General features: G+C 56.5%; 18 protein-coding genes. 7 read left to right on the forward strand and 11 right to left on the reverse strand.

The window, feature by feature from the left end:
• The first annotated feature begins 1 nt into the window (after position 1).
• The 6 genes from mreC (at position 2) to tldD (ending at position 8,866) form a co-directional block, all read left to right on the forward strand.
• Complete coding sequence (gene mreC, locus ACW17M_RS03265) at positions 2-964, forward strand: rod shape-determining protein MreC (protein WP_009287769.1); 963 nt, start codon at positions 2-4, stop codon at positions 962-964.
• Positions 964-1,452, forward strand: a complete 489-nt coding sequence (gene mreD, locus ACW17M_RS03270; protein WP_022523947.1) for a rod shape-determining protein MreD — start codon at positions 964-966, stop codon at positions 1,450-1,452. The genes mreC and mreD overlap by 1 nt, the downstream gene beginning before the upstream one ends.
• Entirely contained in the window at positions 1,449-2,030 is a 582-nt protein-coding gene (locus ACW17M_RS03275) for a Maf family protein (protein WP_457546908.1), read from the forward strand. Before mreD ends, ACW17M_RS03275 begins: the two co-directional genes overlap by 4 nt.
• A 70-nt stretch (positions 2,031-2,100) precedes the next feature.
• Positions 2,101-3,564, forward strand: a complete 1,464-nt coding sequence (rng, locus tag ACW17M_RS03280) for a ribonuclease G (RefSeq protein WP_041158045.1) — start codon at positions 2,101-2,103, stop codon at positions 3,562-3,564.
• A gap of 2 nt (positions 3,565-3,566) precedes the next feature.
• A complete protein-coding gene (locus ACW17M_RS03285) occupies positions 3,567-7,418 on the forward strand; it encodes a YhdP family phospholipid transporter (protein ID WP_457546909.1) in 3,852 nt (1,283 codons plus the stop codon).
• The gene (gene tldD / locus ACW17M_RS03290; RefSeq protein WP_457546910.1) at positions 7,415-8,866 is read left to right on the forward strand and encodes a metalloprotease TldD; all 1,452 of its coding nucleotides are present in this window, start codon (positions 7,415-7,417) and stop codon (positions 8,864-8,866) included. The genes ACW17M_RS03285 and tldD overlap by 4 nt, the downstream gene beginning before the upstream one ends.
• 37 nt (positions 8,867-8,903) lie before the next feature.
• Here the strand turns inward: tldD and yjgA are convergent, their stop codons facing one another.
• A complete protein-coding gene (yjgA, locus tag ACW17M_RS03295; protein ID WP_039859781.1) occupies positions 8,904-9,425 on the reverse strand; it encodes a ribosome biogenesis factor YjgA in 522 nt (173 codons plus the stop codon).
• A gap of 123 nt (positions 9,426-9,548) precedes the next feature.
• On the opposite strand from yjgA, the gene pmbA reads away from it, so the two are divergent.
• Entirely contained in the window at positions 9,549-10,889 is a 1,341-nt protein-coding gene (gene pmbA / locus ACW17M_RS03300) for a metalloprotease PmbA (protein WP_027959079.1), read from the forward strand.
• Between the two features lie 16 nt (positions 10,890-10,905).
• Here the strand turns inward: pmbA and ACW17M_RS03305 are convergent, their stop codons facing one another.
• The 10 genes from ACW17M_RS03305 to ACW17M_RS03350 form a co-directional block, all read right to left on the reverse strand.
• Positions 10,906-11,175, reverse strand: a complete 270-nt coding sequence (locus ACW17M_RS03305) for an HPr family phosphocarrier protein (RefSeq protein WP_027959080.1) — start codon at positions 11,173-11,175, stop codon at positions 10,906-10,908.
• Positions 11,176-11,220: 45 nt separating this feature from the next.
• Positions 11,221-12,153, reverse strand: a complete 933-nt coding sequence (gene rapZ, locus ACW17M_RS03310; RefSeq protein WP_022523939.1) for an RNase adapter RapZ — start codon at positions 12,151-12,153, stop codon at positions 11,221-11,223.
• 87 nt (positions 12,154-12,240) lie between these two features.
• A complete protein-coding gene (locus tag ACW17M_RS03315; RefSeq protein ID WP_039859784.1) occupies positions 12,241-12,711 on the reverse strand; it encodes a PTS sugar transporter subunit IIA in 471 nt (156 codons plus the stop codon).
• A 4-nt stretch (positions 12,712-12,715) separates the two neighbouring features.
• Positions 12,716-13,024: a ribosome hibernation-promoting factor, HPF/YfiA family gene (gene hpf, locus ACW17M_RS03320; RefSeq protein ID WP_007114683.1), complete on the reverse strand. Its 309-nt coding sequence runs from the start codon at positions 13,022-13,024 to the stop codon at positions 12,716-12,718.
• Between the two features lie 97 nt (positions 13,025-13,121).
• Complete coding sequence (locus ACW17M_RS03325) at positions 13,122-14,537, reverse strand: RNA polymerase factor sigma-54 (protein ID WP_027959083.1); 1,416 nt, start codon at positions 14,535-14,537, stop codon at positions 13,122-13,124.
• Positions 14,538-14,666: 129 nt separating this feature from the next.
• Complete coding sequence (gene lptB, locus ACW17M_RS03330; RefSeq protein ID WP_022523936.1) at positions 14,667-15,416, reverse strand: LPS export ABC transporter ATP-binding protein; 750 nt, start codon at positions 15,414-15,416, stop codon at positions 14,667-14,669.
• A gap of 11 nt (positions 15,417-15,427) precedes the next feature.
• Positions 15,428-15,943, reverse strand: a complete 516-nt coding sequence (gene lptA / locus ACW17M_RS03335; RefSeq protein ID WP_009287774.1) for a lipopolysaccharide transport periplasmic protein LptA — start codon at positions 15,941-15,943, stop codon at positions 15,428-15,430.
• A gap of 11 nt (positions 15,944-15,954) precedes the next feature.
• On the reverse strand, positions 15,955-16,524 hold the full coding sequence (lptC, locus tag ACW17M_RS03340; RefSeq protein WP_009287775.1) for an LPS export ABC transporter periplasmic protein LptC: 570 nt from the start codon (positions 16,522-16,524) through the stop codon (positions 15,955-15,957).
• Positions 16,525-17,067 carry a KdsC family phosphatase gene (locus ACW17M_RS03345; protein WP_022523934.1) on the reverse strand — a complete coding sequence of 181 codons (543 nt, stop codon included), beginning with the start codon at positions 17,065-17,067 and terminating at the stop codon, positions 16,525-16,527. It lies immediately after the preceding gene.
• A gap of 52 nt (positions 17,068-17,119) precedes the next feature.
• Positions 17,120-18,106: a KpsF/GutQ family sugar-phosphate isomerase gene (locus tag ACW17M_RS03350; RefSeq protein ID WP_022523933.1), complete on the reverse strand. Its 987-nt coding sequence runs from the start codon at positions 18,104-18,106 to the stop codon at positions 17,120-17,122.
• Positions 18,107-18,386: the final 280 nt, after the last annotated feature.

Raw genomic sequence — 18,386 nt, forward strand, 5'->3', positions numbered from 1 at the left:
ATTGCCTATTAAACCGCTGTTTTCGCACGGGCCACTGCCGGGCTACCGGCTGTTTTTTTGCGTCTTGGCCGCCAGTGCATTGATGTTTGTCGACCAGCATTTCACGCGTATGGAGAAAGTGCGCGCGCAAATGTCGATGGTCGTTGCTCCTATTCAATGGGTCGTCAGTGTGCCTAGCGACCTGTTGAATTGGGGGTCGCTTGCGCTCTCTGACCAGCAGGCGTTGGTGGATGAAAACCGTCGCCTGCGTGAGCAGATTCTCACCCTTTCCCATCGTGGTCAGCGAATGGCGAATTTGACCGCGGAAAACAGCGAGCTTCGCGAATTGCTAAAAGCCGCGAAGCGGCGTGATATTCCTTATATCACCGCCGAACTGTTGTCGCTTGATAACGACCCCTTTAGTCATCAGATGGTGATTAATCGCGGCCATCGCAATGGCACCTACGTGGGGCAGCCGGTGATTGATGCCTCGGGCTTGGTGGGGCAAATTACCGCGGTCTCTGCCTACTCAAGTCGGGTACTGCTGTTAGCTGATGCCAGTCATGCGTTGCCGGTTCAGTTAAACCGCAATGGCTTACGTTTTATCGTCCAAGGGGCGGGACGTTACAGCAGCGTTAATGTGATGCACGTACCTGATACGGCGGATATCCGTGAAGGTGATTTACTGACCACATCGGGCTTGGCTGGACGCTTTCCTCCGGGTTACCCCGTGGCGCGAGTCACCGAGGTGTTTCACGATCCGGGGCAGCCTTTTGCTCGCGTGACGGCCGAACCGATGGCTCAACTGCAGCGCTCGCGTCATTTCTTGCTACTTTTTCCGCCCCCGCGAGAGGAGGTAGAAGAACATGCCTGGGATGAGACGCTGGATATCTCCGCAGAGGCCTTGCGCTCTTCACTCCAGCTTTCAACAAGCCCCAACAATGCGTTGCGCGACTCAAATGCATCATCTCAAGAGGTGCCCTGATGCCACGAGCACCGATTGTTCCGCTAGTGATTATTTGGTTTAGTTTGGTCTTGGCTCTTTGCTTGCAGGTGATGCCGCTGGCCGATGGCTGGCAGGTATATCGCCCCGAGTGGTTAGGGCTGATGCTGATCTACTGGTGTATGCGCACACCCGACAGAGTCGGCGTTTTTCATGGCTTTGTGCTGGGGATTTTGATGGATTTAATTGAAGGCACCGTGCTGGGCCAGCATGCGCTTATTTATGCACTGCTGGCCTTCTTGTGTGCGCTGGTCTATCCCCGCTTCCGTGCTTATTCACTGGTACAGCAATCAGCGCTGGTGCTGGTGCTGTTGGGCTTGATGCAGCTAGTCGCTCAATGGCTACGCACTATCGTGGGTGATTTTTCGATTCATTTAGCCTTTTTGATTCCCGCGCTGATCAGTGCGTTGCTATGGCCATGGCTAGCGACGATGTTTCAAGCATTAGAACGTCGGTTGGCCGCTTCATGACTGCGCCTGTTTTGTGTTTAGCGTCTGCCTCTCCACGCCGTCGAGCTTTGCTGGCATCCATTGGTGTGCCGGTCGCGGTTCACCCTTGTGATATTGATGAGACTCCGCAGGTGGGTGAGTCGGCTCAAGCGTATGTGCAGCGCTTAGCAGTTGCCAAAGCCGAGGCAGCAGCCCCTTTTACCCACTTGCCTATCCTAGGTTCAGATACCGCTGTGGTGGTCGATGGGCGTATCCTAGGTAAACCAGCGAATGCTGAGGAGGGCGCCGAGATGCTGCGGCTGCTTTCGGGGCGGTGCCACGAGGTGCTTACCGCTGTGGCGGTAAGTGGGCCAGAAGGTATGCTCTCCTCCTGCGTGACTACTCAGGTAACAATGCGTGAGATAAGCGCTGATGAAATCGTTGCCTATTGGCGCACGGGTGAACCTGCTGATAAGGCTGGTGGCTACGCAATACAGGGATTAGCCGCCATATTTGTAAAACAGATTCAAGGCAGTCACTCAGCAGTGGTAGGGCTACCGCTGTATGAGACGACGCACTTGCTATGCCGACAGGGAGTTCCTATCTGGCAGCGTGTTTAATTCTCTAGAATAGAGGGCAACGCCGCCTGTATCGCTGGCAAGGAATACGTCAACCAACAAGGAATTTTGCATGAGCGGTGAAGTTCTCATCAATTTAACGCCAATGGAAACCCGCGTCGCGCTGGTTGAAAATGGCGTTTTGCAAGAGGCACTGATCGAGCGTTCCCGTCGGCGTGGCATCGTGGGCAATATCTACAAAGGCAAAGTAGTGCGTGTGTTGCCTGGTATGCAGGCTGCCTTTGTTGATATTGGCTTAGAGCGGGCGGCATTTATTCATGCCCACGAAGTGATGCCACCCGGCACGCCGCTCGATGAGCAGCAGACCATCGGCCAGTTGCTTCATGAAGGCCAGGCGTTGGTGGTGCAGGCGACCAAAGACCCTATTGGAAGTAAAGGTGCGCGCTTAACCACGCACCTCTCGATCCCTTCCCGCTATTTGGTGTATATGCCCGACTCGCCGCATCACGGCGTTTCGCAACGCATCGAGGATGAGCGTGAACGCGAGCGTTTAAAAGCCCTGCTGGATAACAGCGTGGCGGAGCAGACGCTGGAAGTGACGGGTGGCTTTATTGTCCGAACTGCCGCGGAAGGCGTAGGTGACGAAGAGCTAAAAGGCGATATGCACTTTCTGTTGCGGCTGTGGCGTAAGGTGAGTGAGCGTAAAGTCACCGCGACGCCACAAAGCGTCATTTATGATGATTTGCCGCTCTTTATGCGCACTCTGCGCGACGTAATGCGCGACGATATTGAAAAAGTGCGTATCGATTCGCGGGAAAACTTCGTCAAACTGGTCGAGTTTGCCGAAGAGTTTATGCCCGATGCCGTTGAGCGGATTGAGTACTATCCAGGTGAGCGCCCCATCTTTGATCTCTACAGTGTCGAGGATGAGATCCAGAAAGCCTTGGGTCGCAAGGTGCAGCTGAAATCCGGTGGTTATCTGGTGATTGACCCCACCGAGGCAATGACCACCATTGATGTTAATACCGGCGGCTATGTGGGTCACCGCAACCTTGAAGAGACCATTTTCAAAACCAACCTTGAGGCGGCCACGGCGATTGCCCGCCAACTTCGGTTGCGCAACCTGGGCGGTATCATCATTATCGACTTTATCGATATGAACGATGTTGAGCATCAGCGGCAAGTGTTGCGAGTATTGGAAAAAGCCTTAGAGCGCGACCACGCTAAAACCAAGTGTACCGGTGTTACCGAGCTTGGCTTGGTTCAGCTTACCCGCAAGCGCACCCGGGAGAGCCTAGAGCAAACGATGTGTGAAGCGTGCCCAACCTGCAGTGGGCGCGGCACACTTAAAACGCCTGAGACTGTCTGCTACGAAATTTTCCGTGAGATTCTGCGCGAAGAGCGTGCCTACAGTGCTGAAACTTATATGGTGCTTGCATCGCAGCCCGTTGTTGACCGCTTACTAGATGAAGAGTCAGCGGCAGTGGCTGACCTGGAGACGTTTATCAATAAAACGATCCGTTTTCAGGTTGAGCAACACTACTCCCAAGAGCAGTACGATATTGTGCTGATGTAACCATGCTGACTCGTTCGCTGGTGCGTTGGAGTTTGCTGATAGCGGCCTGGCTTTTGGGCAGCGCGGCTGTGCTGCTGTTGCTGCTGCGTCTAGCGATCAGCCAATCCGATGCCCTTACCCCCCACATTGAAGCGTTACTCGAGGCGCGCATTGGCGTGCCGGTGACCATCGAGCGCTTATCGCTATCGCTAGCGCGTAGCGATCTACTGCTACGGCTTGACGGGGTGAACGCGGAAACCCCCGATGGCCAAGCACTCTTTTCCCTTGAGCATGCGGGGCTGCGCTTAGATACCTGGGCGTCGTTTGCCAATCTGGCACCGATTTTTAGTGATGCGCGTATCAGTGGTACACAGTTTCACCTCTATCAAGGTTCGGGGAGGTCTTTACAGTGGCCTGAGCCTGCGGAGTTACCGCTATTGATGGCGGCAGAACCCGATGTGGATCTGGCCACAATTGATAGCTGGGCGGGCTTGATTCTACGCCAACGCCTGTGGGTGGATGACACGCGGGTTGTACTGCACGGCAAAGACGACACCGTGATGCTGCATGCTCAGACACTGCTGCTGACCGGTGATGAGCGGCGCACAAGGTTAGAGGGCGCCATCAATATTGCCCCATCGTTAGAGCAGGCTCGCGATATAGACCTTCCTGCGGCGGAAATGAAGGTCGAAATGCAGCCCGGCCGACGAGGTTTTAGCGATTTTTCGGCAGCACTGCAGTTGGATATTCAGCTTGATCAGTTAGTGGTTCTGGCGGATATGTTTCGGCCTGATCATGCCGCCTATTTAGAGCAAGCCGGGGGCAGTGCGCGGCTATGGGGGCGTTGGACCACCGGGCGCCTTGAGGAAGCTCGTGTTGCCGTCGACGTTCCACAGTTGACGCTTCGCCACCAGGTTCAGTACGCGGTGTTAAGAGATATTAAGGCTAATGGCCTGTGGCAGCGCGACGGCGAAGGTGGTGAGGCGTGGCTAAGCGGCGACGCGGAGAGCGTTGAGTGGGCCCAGCCCCCTGGAGGTAACGTTGGGCCAGCGTTGCCACGCCACTGGCATGCCACCCACCAACCAGGACAGTGGGAAGTGCGCACCAGCGCCTTTGAGCTTGCCTCGCTGACCGCTTGGCGTGACTACGTATTGCTCCCTGAATCCGTCACCCGGGTATTGCAAACCCTTGCTCCCCGTGGGCAAGTCGAGGGGTTGCACGTGGGGCAGCAGGATGGTCACTGGGGAGTGGATGCGGCGTTAACCGGCGTGGAGGTCTCACCGTGGCAGCAGGCACCGGGCGGAGGCCCGCTGGATGCCTGGGTACAGGCGCGGGATTTACGCGGCCGCGTGCTGTTTAGCAGCAACGGTGAAAGCACTCTCTACTTTCCTGAGTTTTTTGCCGCTCCCATGCAACTGCGACGTGCTGAAGGGGAAGTGGAGTGGGTATACGACGGCCCCAATACCATGGTGAGTGGCAAGCGCCTAAGCGTCGACTGGGACGGCGCCCAGATAGCGGGCGGCTTTGGTTTGGTGACGGGTAATCAGCGCGGGCATTTTGGTTTAGACCTCAATTTCAGTGACGTGGATGCTGTTGAGCGTCCGCTGGCCCAGTGGTTGCCGCTCAGCGTCATGGATGACGAGCTTCGCGAATGGCTGCTTAATGATATTGGTGGCTACGTGAGCGAGGGCTCTCTGCAGCTTAGCCAACCGTTAGGCGAAGGGGCGACCGCCAACGACTTTACTGCAACGCTCGCTCTGGCGGTGACCCAAGGACATTTGCCGATCGCGCCAGGCTGGCCACGTCTTGACGACGTCGAGGGGCGCTTAAAGTGGCAAAACAGAGTGTTAGAAGCTGAAATTGATAACGCCCAGAGCCATGGCATCACTGCTTCAGAGGGTGAGGTGGTGATGGAGGATGAGACGCTCAACCTTTCGGGGCAGTTAAAATCGGATGGGCCAGCGCTGATATCGTTTTTACAGGCAATGCCCGAGATTGATCTTTCCCCACTAAGTGATTTGCGCGTAACGGGTGGCGTTAACGGCGATATTGCGTTGTCGTTGCCGTTGGCAAACCCTGAAGCGCTGCAACTGGAAATCAATGCTCGGCCACGCTTTCCGGAAGTGGTGTATAAACCGCTCGATCTACGTCTTCAATCGGTTGAGGGGGATCTCGCCTGGCTTCAAAACGGGAAGAGTTCAGGTCTCGTCGGTGAGGTTAGTGGGCAGTTGCTGGGAGGCCCTATCAACGCTGATATTGATACTCAACGCAACGACATACAGCTGCAGGGGAGTGTCGCCACTGGGGCGCTTTTTGGGCTTGCAGGGTTGGATAGTCAAGGGCGTATGCCGCTAGAAGGACCGCTAGAGTGGCAGGGCAGTGTCGCCCTAACGCCAACGCCCATCCTGCGCTTGGAGAGTCGTTTAGTCGGCGTCACCAGTCATCTTCCCGAGCCCTTTGCAAAATCGCCACAGCAGGCCTGGCCCTGGACATTAACCGCCGATATGGACACAAAACGTATCGAAAGCCGCCTAGCCGATATCGCTTCTGCACGACTGCAACAGCTTAATGGCTCGCTTGCCGGGACGCTAAATTTAGGCAGCCAGGCGGTGCGCCTGCCCGACTGGCCCTCCCAGCCAGGGGTTAGTATCGATGCTGCCCTACCTCGCATTGACCCGCTAGCGTGGCAGCAGGCGATTTCACCGCTAATGGCCAGCGGGTTGCTCAGTGCGTCGGGTGGAGGTACTCAAATACCGTTGGCGGTCTCGTTAGCCACACCCTGTGTGGTTTACCAAAGGGAGTGTTTAGGCAGCCTTAACGCGTCGGGAGGCGTGAACGATGGCCGGATCGATTTGGGGCTAAGCGGTAATCTGGTCACTGGGCATTTACTGTACGATGCTCAATCACCGCAACCGTTAGATGTGGCCATTGAAGCGCTGGCGCTTGATCGCTTGCTGGCGTTAGCCAATGTTGAACACGACAGCGATGCTCCGATGCCAGACTCCTGGATGGAAACGGTCGACACCCAGCGCAAGGTGCCTGTGGCCATTCCTGATTGGCTAGCCGATGTGCCCAATGGACGATTACGCTTAGCCGAAATTGCTATGGGGCCGCGCCGCTTCGGCCCTTTGACTGCTTACTGGAAAACTGACGGCGAGCGTTTTTCGCTTACCCCCGTTGGCTTAACCCTGGGTCAGCTCTCTGCGCGAGGTGAGCTTTACTGGGAGGGGGACGCTGTTTCCAGTCATACCCGTGCGGACATTACGATTCAGGGTGGCGACATCGGCACCGCCCTTGAGCGTCTTGACCAACCGGTGGCCATGCGTAGCCGAAGTACCGATGTGGCTGCTTCGCTTGATTGGCCGGGGGCGCCCTGGCAGTTGGAGTTAAGCCGCTCAGATGGCTATATCAGTACCGACATTCGTGATGGCCGCTTTGTCACTCTGGAATCGGCACCTGCGCGCTTAATTGGCTTGCTCAATTTCGATAATATTTTACGTCGTCTACGCTTGGATTTTTCCGACGTTACCGGCCGTGGCACGGCATTTGACCGTGTTAAGGGGACGGCTGATGTTACTGGTGAGTTGCTGACGCTGCGCGGGCCATTGCAAATTGATACTCCGGCCACCACCCTAACGCTTACCGGCAGTGTCAACCTGGTGACGCGTGAACTTGACCAGCGGCTTGGCGTCACACTACCAGTGACGCAAAGTTTACCGATCGCGGCGATTGCCGTTGGCGCACCCATCGTGGGTGGCGCGCTGTTCCTTGCTGACCAGCTGTTTGGCGACGCCTTAGATCGCGCCACGACACTCCATTATCGCGTGCGAGGCCCTTGGACTTCGCCGCAGGTTACTTTAGAAGGCTCCCAATGACCGCATATAAAAGTGATGTAGATACGGCCGCCGCCATTCTGTTGACCCCCGGAGGGCTCGATTTAGAGGCTCTGGAAACGGGGTTGGGCTACGCCATGGGCGCGGGCATTGACTATGCCGATCTCTATTTCCAGCGTACCTGGCAAGAGGGCTGGGTACTGGAGGATGGAGAGGTAAAAGAGGCCAGCTACAATATTGACGGTGGCGTCGGCGTACGCTCACTGGCAGGTGAAAAGACTGGCTTTGCCTACTCCAACCAAATAACGGCCGATGCGCTAATGGACACCGGCCGCACGGCGGCAGGCATCGTCCGCAGCGGTCAACGTCTGCCTGGACAGTTGGTGCGCCCGGTATCCGCCATGTCGCGCTATGCGGGAATCGACCCCCTGGCCGGGCTAAGCGCGGAAGACAAAGTCGCCATGCTAAAACAGGCTGACAAAATCGCGCGTGCTGCAGACCCGAGCATCAGTCAAGTGAGTGCTTCTCTTTCAGGTACCTACGAAGTAGTGCTGGTGAGGGCAAGCGATGGCACCTTGGCGGCGGATATTCGCCCGCTGGTGCGCTTTAATGTCAGCGTTATCGCGGTTAAAAATGGTCGTCGTGAACGCGGCAGTGCGGGCGGCGGTGGCCGTTACTCCATGGCCAAGCTGCGCGATGACCAAGTTGCCGAGCAGTACGCCAAAGAGGCGGTGCGTCAGGCACTGGTCAACCTGGAAGCCGTCGATGCGCCCGCGGGGCAAATGCCTGTGGTGCTGGCGTCGGGGTGGCCAGGAATTTTGCTTCATGAAGCCGTCGGCCATGGTTTGGAAGGGGATTTCAACCGTAAGGGCAGTTCCGCCTTTGCTGGCAAAATGGGCGAGCGCGTGGCCGCAAAAGGCGTGACGATTGTCGATGATGCGACACTAGCGGATTGCCGTGGCTCGATGAGCGTGGATGACGAGGGCACGCCGGGCCAATACACGCCGCTTATCGAAGACGGGATATTGACTGGCTATATGCAGGACAAACTCAATGCCCGCTTAATGGGTATGGCCCCCACAGGCAATGCGCGACGCGAATCCTTTGCCCACCTGCCGATGCCGCGCATGACGAATACGGTCATGCTTGCGGGCCAAGATGAGCCCAGCGATATTATCAAAAGCGTTAAGCGCGGTATTTACGCGGTGAGCTTTGGGGGCGGGCAGGTGGATATCACCTCTGGCAAATTTGTGTTCTCTGCCAGCGAAGCCTACTTGATTGAAGACGGTAAGGTGACGGCGCCGGTGAAAGGCGCCACCTTGATTGGTAACGGGCCGGAAGCGATGCAGCGTGTTTCCATGATTGGCCATGATATGGCGCTGGATACCGGTATTGGCGTGTGTGGTAAAGAAGGGCAGGGCGTGCCGGTGGGTGTGGGCCAGCCCACCCTGAAATTGGATGAGCTGACCGTCGGCGGCACGCAGTCTTGATAGGCGGTCTTGAAAAGCGGTCTTAAAGAGGCTGTTTTTAAAGTGCGAGGGTTTCGCGCAGGTGTTTGAAGAGCTTGCGCGAGCTGGTCGGCGGTTTGCCCTGTTCGCGTTCCCGCTGGGCGTTGCGAATCAATTGACGCAGTGTCTGGCGATCGGCGTCGGGGTGCTCCGCCATAAACAGGTCAACTGCCGCATCGCCCTCGTCAATTAAGCGTTCCCGCCATTTTTCCAGTCGGTGGAACGCGTGGTCGCGCTGCTCTTGCTCCTGGTCGATGGAGTCGAACACGGCTTGAATGGCGGTAAGATCCTCTTTACGGATCAGCTTACCGACATACTGCATATGGCGGCGGCGACCTTCATGGGAGCGAATACGCGAGGTTTCCTCGATAGCGCGTAGCATATCGTCAGAGAGGGGGAAACGGGCGCGTTCCGCCGGTCGCATGGCGATTAAGGTTTCCCCAAGTGCCTGTAAGGCATGCATTTCGCGTTTGAGTTGCGACTTGCTAGGGCGTTCTTCCTGTTCTTCTACTTCAACGGGATCGGGACGTTGCTTACGCATAGTGTGACTCACAGACAAGATTCGTGGCGGCATTATACCAGCTGCGAGTACAACATTGATTCGCCGATGACACTCTCTTGAAAGACTTTGGTTGAGAGACATTCGGTTGAAATAGGAGGCCATATGGCACAGGCATTTGATGCATCCGCGCAGCAGTCGCTATTGACCGCGCGCGCCGAAGAGGCGCTAGCGCTGGCGAAGCGCTTGGGCGCGGATGCTGCCGAAGTAGGCGCAAGCGTCGATCAGGGTATAGGCGTTAGCGTACGCCTGGGCGAAGTTGAAACGGTTGAGTTATCCCGTGACCAAGGCATTGCCGTCACGCTATACGTGGGTCAACGTAAAGGCAGCGCTTCATCCACTGATGCCAGCAGTGCCTCGATCCAGGCAGCCGTAGAGAAAGCGCTGGCGATTGCCCGCTATACCGGCGAAGACCCGGCCGCAGGGCTGGCCGATGCCTCCCTTATGGCTACTGAGTTGCCCGATCTAAAAGTGCACTACCCCTGGGCGCTCACAACGGATGAGGCGATTGAGTTAGCGCTTGCCTGCGAGCAGGCGGGGCGAGACGTTGACGGCATCTCACAGTCAGATGGCGCGTCTCTCTCCAGTGGCGAAGGGGTGCGCGTTTACGCCAATAGCCACGGCTTTTTAGGTACCCAAAAGGGCAGTAGTCACTCTCTTTCTTGCATGCTGATTGCCCAAGACGCGAGCGGTATGCAGCGTGATTATGACTACACCTCTGCCCGTGACCCCAAGGCGCTACGTGACCCCGCTGAGGTGGGGCGCGAAGCCGCGATGCGTACGCTGCGCAGGCTAGGTGCTAAACGGCCGCCAACGGGCACCTTTCCGGTGCTGTTTGACCCATCGTTGGCCAGTGGCTTGATTGGCCACCTGCTCGGTGGGTTAGCCGGTGGTGCGCTTTACCGGCAGGCCTCGTTTTTGTGCGACCGGCTCGGTACACCATTGTTTCCCGACTGGTTTAGTCTCGAAGAGCGGCCAATGGAGATTGGCGCCACGGCAAGCTCACCGTTTGATGGCGAGGGCGTGCAAACGCGCAATAATCGCTTTATCGATCAGGGACGCATTGCCAGCTATATGCTCTCTTCTTACAGCGCTCGTCGTCTCGATATGCAAACCACGGGCAATGCCGGTGGGGCACGTAACGTGCGTTTAGCAACGCCACTGCAATCACGCGAAAGCTTGTTGCAAGAGATGGGGCGGGGTATTTGGGTGACTGAGTTGATGGGCCAAGGTGTCAACGGTGTGACCGGTGACTATTCCCGCGGTGCAGCAGGTTTTTGGGTCGAAAATGGAAAGGTGCAGTACCCGGTCGAAGAGTTCACCATTGCCGGAAACCTGGAGCGGATGTTTGCTGGCTTAGTAGGTATTGGCGATGACACTGATACCCGTGGCAGTGTTCACACGGGTAGCTGGTTGATTGATGCCATGACCGTGGCGGGGGACTAACAAGCCAAGCGGCGGCTTACTGATCCTCCTCAAAGCGGGCGTCGAACAGCGCTTGAATCGCTTCAAGCGCCTGTTCGGCGTCATCGCCTTCGGCGGTGATTCTAAGCTCGGTGCCACAAGGTGCGGCAAGCATCAGCAGTGACATGATATTGGCGGCGTCGGCGGCCTGTTGCTGTTTGTAAACGCGTATTTTTGCCGTGAACTGTTGGCCGCATTTGACCAGTTTTGTCGCCGCGCGAGCGTGTAGCCCGCGTTGATTGGTAAGTGTAAGTATGCGTTCTGGCACCCTGGTTCCTTTTCGCCGAGTGGTGTCATTAATGGATAGACGCGCTTAAGAGGTCTCTGGCCGCTCGTTAGGTGTGGAAGCGCTGACGAGGGGAGCGGCCAACTGTTCGCTTATGGTGTAGTGCAGACCCAGTTCGCGGTGGCGAAGTTGAACTTCGCCCATGCTAGGAGTCAATTTTTCCGCTAACTTCTCGGCCATATAGACCGAGCGGTGCTGGCCACCAGTACAGCCAATCGCGATAGTCATGTAGCTACGTTGGCTATTCTGGTAAGCGGGTAGCCAACGCTCTAGCCAGGCCAAGATGTCGTCGCTCATGGCATCAACAATCGGATAGCTGTTCAAAAAAGCCACGATTTCCGCGTCGCGGCCAGTGAACTGGCGCAGCGTTGGATCCCAGTACGGATTTGGCAGGCAGCGCACATCGAAGACCAGGTCGGCGTCTAACGGTACGCCGCGTTTATACCCAAACGATTCCAGCGTTAGCGTCAGCTTGTCGCGCCGCTGATGGGCTACTTGGTCGGTAATGCGACGGCGTAAATCGTGCACCGATAATCGTGATGTATCGATCAATAGATCGGCCAGATCGCGAATATCCTCTAGCGTCGTCTCTTCTTTATTGATCGCCTCTTCCAGCGTCATTTCGCTATCGCGGGTCAGCGGATGACGGCGACGCGTTGCTGAGTAACGCTCAAGCAGTATGCGCGCATCGGTGGTCAGGTAAATAACTTGAAAGTCGATTTTACGCTGGCGCAACTCGTCTAATAAAGAGGGCAGGCGCTCCAGAGCTCCCGGCAAATTGCGGGCATCAATACTCACCGCTAAATGTGCTCGGTCGCCCTGGTCACGCAGTTCATCCACCAACGACCCCAGCAACATAGCTGGGAGGTTATCAATCGCGTAGTAGCCAAGATCTTCCAGCGCTTGCAAGGCGATAGATTTACCTGACCCGGAGCGGCCGCTAATGATCACCAGTTGCATAGAGTCTCTCTTTGCTTTGATCAAGCTGCGTTGAGGGTGGTGAGCGGATAACCTGCTGTGATCTGCCCTGAACAGGGTTTCAGACCCTTAGGCCGCTGATTGCTCGCGAATTTTGGCGGTAATCAGCTCAAGCAGTTCGCGCTGGCTGGCTGCTTTACGCAGTTGCTGGCGCGTGTCCGCATCATTCATGATGGTCGCTACCTGACCCAGTAGTGAGAGATGCGTGTCATCTGCCTCTTCGGGTACCAACAGGACAAACACCAGATCTACCGGGTCGCCGTCGATAGCGTCAAAATCGATCGCTTCAGCCAGTTTCAAAAATCCAGCGATAGGGGCGTTGCAGTGGGGGCTACGCGCATGAGGAATAGCCACGCCGTTACCAATACCCGTACTACCTAAGCGCTCGCGACCGATTAAACGGCTAAACACTTCTTGGCTGTCCAGGCTGGGGATATTTTGGGCGATAAAGGTGCTGTAAAACTCCAGCACCCTTTTTTTGCTGCCCCCGGGGACGTCGAACAGAACGCGTTCCGGGGGGAGTATGGTTTCCAACGTCATTGAATTAACGCACACCGGCGCCTTGGGCGCGAGCTTGTGCTTTTTCCTTGTGTTTAACGAGTTGACGGTCGATTTTGTCCGCTAGTGCGTCGATAGCGGCGTACATATCACTGTCTAGGGCTTCCGCATGTAAGTCAGCACCTGCGGCGTGCAGCGTACAGGCGGCCTGCTGGCGCTCTTTCTCCACTGATAAGGTGACTTGCACCGTAGTTATATTGTCGTAATGGCGCTCTACACGCTCAAGCTTCTCGTTGACATAGTCACGCAAGGCGTCAGTCAGTTCTACGTGATGACCAGTGATATTTACTTGCATTGACGTGCTCCTTATCCATCGGACTGTACTTCGATTGTAACCCTTTTTGCCGCGTTGCAAAGCCCTTGTCGAGAGTTTCCCTGAAACGTTAACGAAGTTAGCGCAAACGACGCCGTTCACTGGAAGAGGGAATGCCCATGGCTTCACGGTATTTCGCCACCGTACGACGCGCCACTTGAATCCCTCCTTCGCCTAATAGCGTCACTAAGCGGCTGTCTGAAAGCGGCTTGCCGGGCGGCTCCTCTTGAATCAGTTTCTTGAGTCGTGCACGGATGGCGGTGCTGGAGTGGCTGTCGCCATCTTGACCGCTCACCTGGCTTGAGAAAAAGTATTTGAGTTCAAACACACCACGGGGTGTATGGATATATTTTTGCGTCGTTACCCGTGAAATAGTCGACTCGTGCATCTCCACGGCTTCGGCAATGTCGGCCAGTATCAGTGGTTTCATGGCTTCTTCGCCGTGCTCTAAAAAGCCAATCTGGCGGGTAATGATCTCGCGACCAACACGCAGCAGCGTATCGTTTCGGCTAGAGAGGCTCTTGATCAACCAGCGCGCTTCCTGCAAGTGCTCTTTGAGAAACTGGTTGTCATCGCTTTTATCCGCACGCTTAATCAAGCTGGCGTAGTCGGGCTGAATGCGCAGCCGTGGCAGGGCCTCGGGGTTGAGCTCTAAATGCCAGCCTTCATTATCGTGGCGGACGACTAGATCGGGGGTGACATAGCTGTCATCGGTGTCGCCGTAGGCGCTGCCTGGGCGTGGGTCTAGGCTGCGAATAAGCAGGATGACATCGGCCAGCTGTTCGTCGTCGAGCCCTAGACGGCGTTTCAGCAGACGCATATCGTCTTTGCCAAGCGCTTCGAGAAACTGCCGCACCAAGCGGCGGGCGGGAACCAGCAGTGGCGTATCATCGGGGAGAGCGGCGAGCTGCAGCATCAAGCATTCACGCAAGTCACGGGCAAATATGCCGGTCGGCTCAAACTGCTGGAGCTTGAGTAGAATGGTTTCCACTTCGCGCTGGCTTAGCCCGTCAATGCCCTGGGCACGAAGCCCTTCACGGATGTCGTTGAGCGGCTGGGTCAGGTAGCCGTTGGCGTCTAGCGCGTCGATTAAACTTTCCGCGACAAGCTGCTCGCGAGCGCTAAAATCGGTCATGGCGAGTTGCCACAGCAGGTGGCCATGAAGGCTCTGCCCGGCTGCCTGGCGCTCAAAGTCGGGGCCTTCGCTGCTGCTGCCCCCCTGGCTTCCCATATCTTGATAGGTATCTGACCAGTCGCTATCTACCGAGAGCTCAGTAGGGATGCTCTCTGACCACTCTTCTTCCTTAGGCTCGCTGACAGCCTGTTCACTAAATTCATCTTCCTGCTCCAGCATGGGATTGGCATCGAGGGCCTGCTGAATTTCTTGACGAAGATCCAGCGTAGAGAGTTGCAGCAGCGCAATGGCCTGCTGCAACTGGGGCGTCATGGTCAGCTGTGTGCCGATACGCAGTTGGAGAGAAGCTTTCATGACCATCTGAGAACCACTCGTTAATCAGAATGCTCCACCCTAGTGCGAGTGAGTGCTTGGCGCAAGTGCAATAAGCATGCCATTGGTCGTAAAGTTGTTTTAAAGCGCTATTTAGGGGCAATTAAGGCAAAAACATTACAGGCGAAAATCGGCGCCCAAATACACATCCCTTACTTTTTGGTTGGTGAGAATCGAGGCGGGCGAGCCACTGGCGATGATTTGCCCATCGCCGACGATATAGGCGATATCGCAAATGTCTAGTGTTTCACGCACGTTGTGATCGGTGATCAGCACGCCGATATGGCGCTGTTTCAGTGCACGAATGATGGTTTTAATCTCACCTACCGAGATGGGGTCAACGCCCGCAAAAGGCTCATCGAGCAGAATAAAAGCGGGCTCTGTGGCTAGCGAGCGGGCTATTTCTACACGCCTGCGCTCGCCGCCCGAAAGGCTCATGCCCAGGTTGTCGCGAATATGGGTGATATGGAAGTCTTCGAGTAGCGCTTCCAGGCGCTGTTCGCGGTCGCTGCGGTTAAGCTCTTTGCGGGTCTCGAGTATCGCCATAATATTCTCGGCAACCGAGAGTTTGCGGAAAATAGACGCCTCTTGAGGTAGATAGCCAATCCCCGCGGCTGCGCGCTCGTGCATGGGGGCGCGCGTTAAATCCACATCGTCGATACCCACCTTGCCAGCGTCGGATTTGACCAGCCCAACAATCATATAAAATGAGGTGGTTTTGCCCGCGCCGTTGGGGCCCAAAAGGCCAACGACACTGCCTTGGGATATCTCCAGATTGATGTCTTTGACCACTCGGCGGCGTTTGTAGCTTTTAGCCAGGTGGTGGGCATAAAGGGTTTTGATCGGCGCAGTGTCAGCAGTGGCCACAGCTAGGCTCCCTATTGTTCAGGCTGAAGGGTCATGCGTATGCGCTGGGGCTCGCTGCCATCAACGTCAGAGCGCGCTTGAATCACTTCTCGGTCAATAAAATACTCAAGGCGACCGCCACTAAAGGTGTCCTCTTGCTGGGTCAGTTCGGCTTGGTCGATCAGCTCTACGCGACGCTCGGCGACGTGATAAATAATCCGCCGCGCCCAGCCTTCCGTGGGGCCTTCTTGCCCTTCGCCTTGATGGCGCAAGTAGGCGCGCTCACCGGTAGCGGTGGCTGTCGAGAGTTCGCCCGCGTCGTTGCGTTCGATCTCTACCCGCTCGCCGCGCAGTTGCATTTCGCCTTGGCGAATGTCCACATCCCCAGTATAAACAGCTGTGCCTGCCCGCTGATCAAGATCTAAACGGTCGGCTTCCACTTCCACTGGGGCCTGGGAAGATGAGTTGGTTTGGGCTAACACTGATAAAGGTATCGCTAAACCGAACAGTGCAGTGTAGAGCAGGGCTGGGGAAATCATGGCTTTCATGGCGGTTCCTATTAGCGTTGTGTGGCCGGGGGGTGCGTGCCGCGCACATTATCCGTTAAGCGAACCTGGCTGGTGTTAAGCCAAACGTCCATACGTGAAGCGCTCATTTGCTGCGGCGGTTGCTGCATCAATACCGGTGTGTCACTCCAGGCATGCTGCTCGAGGCCATCATAGTGCAGTAGCTCGGTATCTAGCTGCCAGCCTTCATCTGGTGCAAACAGTCGAGCCGAACCTGACAGCAGCAGGGCTTGGGTAGCGGTGTTGAGCGTGCCTACAGCGGCGCTGGCCAGCCACTGACGGTTTTCGCTGTCATACAGTACTGCCTCGGGCTCTTCCGTCCAGGTTTCGCTGCGCTGCGGGGTATGGATAAGGCGCGGTGTTTTTAGCGACTGCATGACACTGCCGTTATCCCCGAATAGGGTAATCTCGGCATTTTCCAGCACGTGGCCAGGTTCCTGAGCCTGTGCTTCGGGGTCGATGCTGGTGTCTTGAGGCCCGCGGGGGTCAAGCCATACCAGCAGAATCCCCAGCGCGATGACTAGCCCGGCTAACCAGAGGCGTACTTTAAAGCGTTTAAACATTTACGTGCGGCCGTGCAGATAGGTGTCGAGCACCGCGCCCCAGTGTCCTTGAGATTCAAGCAGCGTATCGCAGATCTCACGCACGGCACCGTGGCCACCCAGGCGTTCGGTAGTCCAGTCGGCGTGGGTATGCATATAGTCCGGCGCGTTTGGCACGGTAATGCCGACGCCGCAACGTTTGATAGCCGCTAGGTCGGGTAGGTCGTCGCCACAATAAGCCACCTGCTCTAGTTCAATATCGAGGCGCTGGCAGAGCCCGCGCAGTGTGGCCAGCTTGTCTTCACAGCCTTGGTGAACATGGTCAATGCCGAGTGCCGCCGCGCGTTGGCTAACCATGGGGGAGTCGCGCCCGGTAATCAACGCGACATGTACGCCCACGCGTTTGAGAAGCTTTAGCCCGTGGCCATCCTGGGTGTGGAATGCTTTGATTTCGATACCATCGGCTTGAAAGTAGAGGCGCCCATCGGTAAGGACGCCGTCAACATCCAGTGCTAGCAGGCGTACACGGCGGAGTTGGTCGAGTAGCGAGGCAGGTAGGGTCATAGAACCTCCATATCAATCAGTTCGTAAAGCAGGTCGTGTTGGCGCCGCTGGGTTAAATAACGCCGCTGGCGAGCAGGTCGTGCATATGTAGAGCCCCAATTGGGCGCTGTTGTTCATCAACCACCGCTAGCGCGGTAATACGGCTTTCTTCCATGATGCGTACCGCTTCGGCCGCCAGGATATCGGGGCCTATGCGCTTGCCCGGCCGGGTCATGACATCATCAACGCGCACGTCGCGCAGATTATGGAATTGATCCAGCGTGCGGCGTAGATCGCCATCGGTGTAGACCCCCGCTAATCGTCCTTCGCTATCCACTACGCAGGTAAAGCCAAGCCCTTGCCGGGTAATTTCGAGTAATGCGTCGCGCAGCGGGCTGCCCAATGCGACTTGGGGCAGGCGTGCGCCGTCGTGCATGAGGTCTCTAACGCGTAGCAGTAAGCGCTTGCCCAAACTGCCGCCGGGGTGGGAGAGGGCAAAATCTTCAGCGGTAAAGCCGCGTGCTTCCAGTAACGCAACCGCCAGTGCATCACCCAGGGCGAGGGCAGCGGTGGTGGAACTGGTGGGGGCTAGATCGAGCGGGCAAGCCTCACGCTCGACGCCACTGTTTAGGTGCGCATCAGCGTGCTTGGCAAGCGTGGAGTGGGGCCGCCCCGTCATGCTGACCAGCGGTGTGCCCAGGCGTTTAAGCAGTGGTAGCAGAGCAGTGACTTCGGCAGTTTCGCCCGAGTTAGAGAGCGCCAACACTACATCTGCGCGGGTAATCATGCCTAGATCGCCATGGCTGGCTTCGCCGGGGTGAACGAAAAAAGCCGGCGTGCCGGTACTGGCAAGTGTCGCCGCTAGCTTGCCAGCAATATGCCCCGACTTGCCCATGCCGGTCACCACTACACGACCTTGGCAGGCGAGAATTAGCTCACAGGCGCGATCAAAGCTTTCGTCTAGCTTAGCCTGAAGGCCTCCAATCGCTGCCTGCTCGATTTGTAGCGTACGCAGTGCGCTTTCACGTAGTAGGCTGGAGGGGGCGATAGGCTGGCGCATAGCGTTTTCTCTTAACAAATGAAAATATAAAAGTAGTAACCGGTAAGAATAACATCTCGACACCTCTAATAGGCAGTAATTGAGGCGACTCCCTGGGGGGGCATACCCGCATCACCAGGGCCGAGAGCAGGTTTAGGCGAGGGTAAGCAAGCCTTTGCAACTTTGATAACCCTGAACAATAGGAAAGCCCATTCGTGCAGTAATGCCTTGTAGCGTTATAGTACAATGTTCGATAATGTTTTAGAAACGCTGTTTTCTAATTGCGATAGCCGCAAGTAGG

The organism is Vreelandella sp. 2A-K22 (assembly GCF_054065485.1).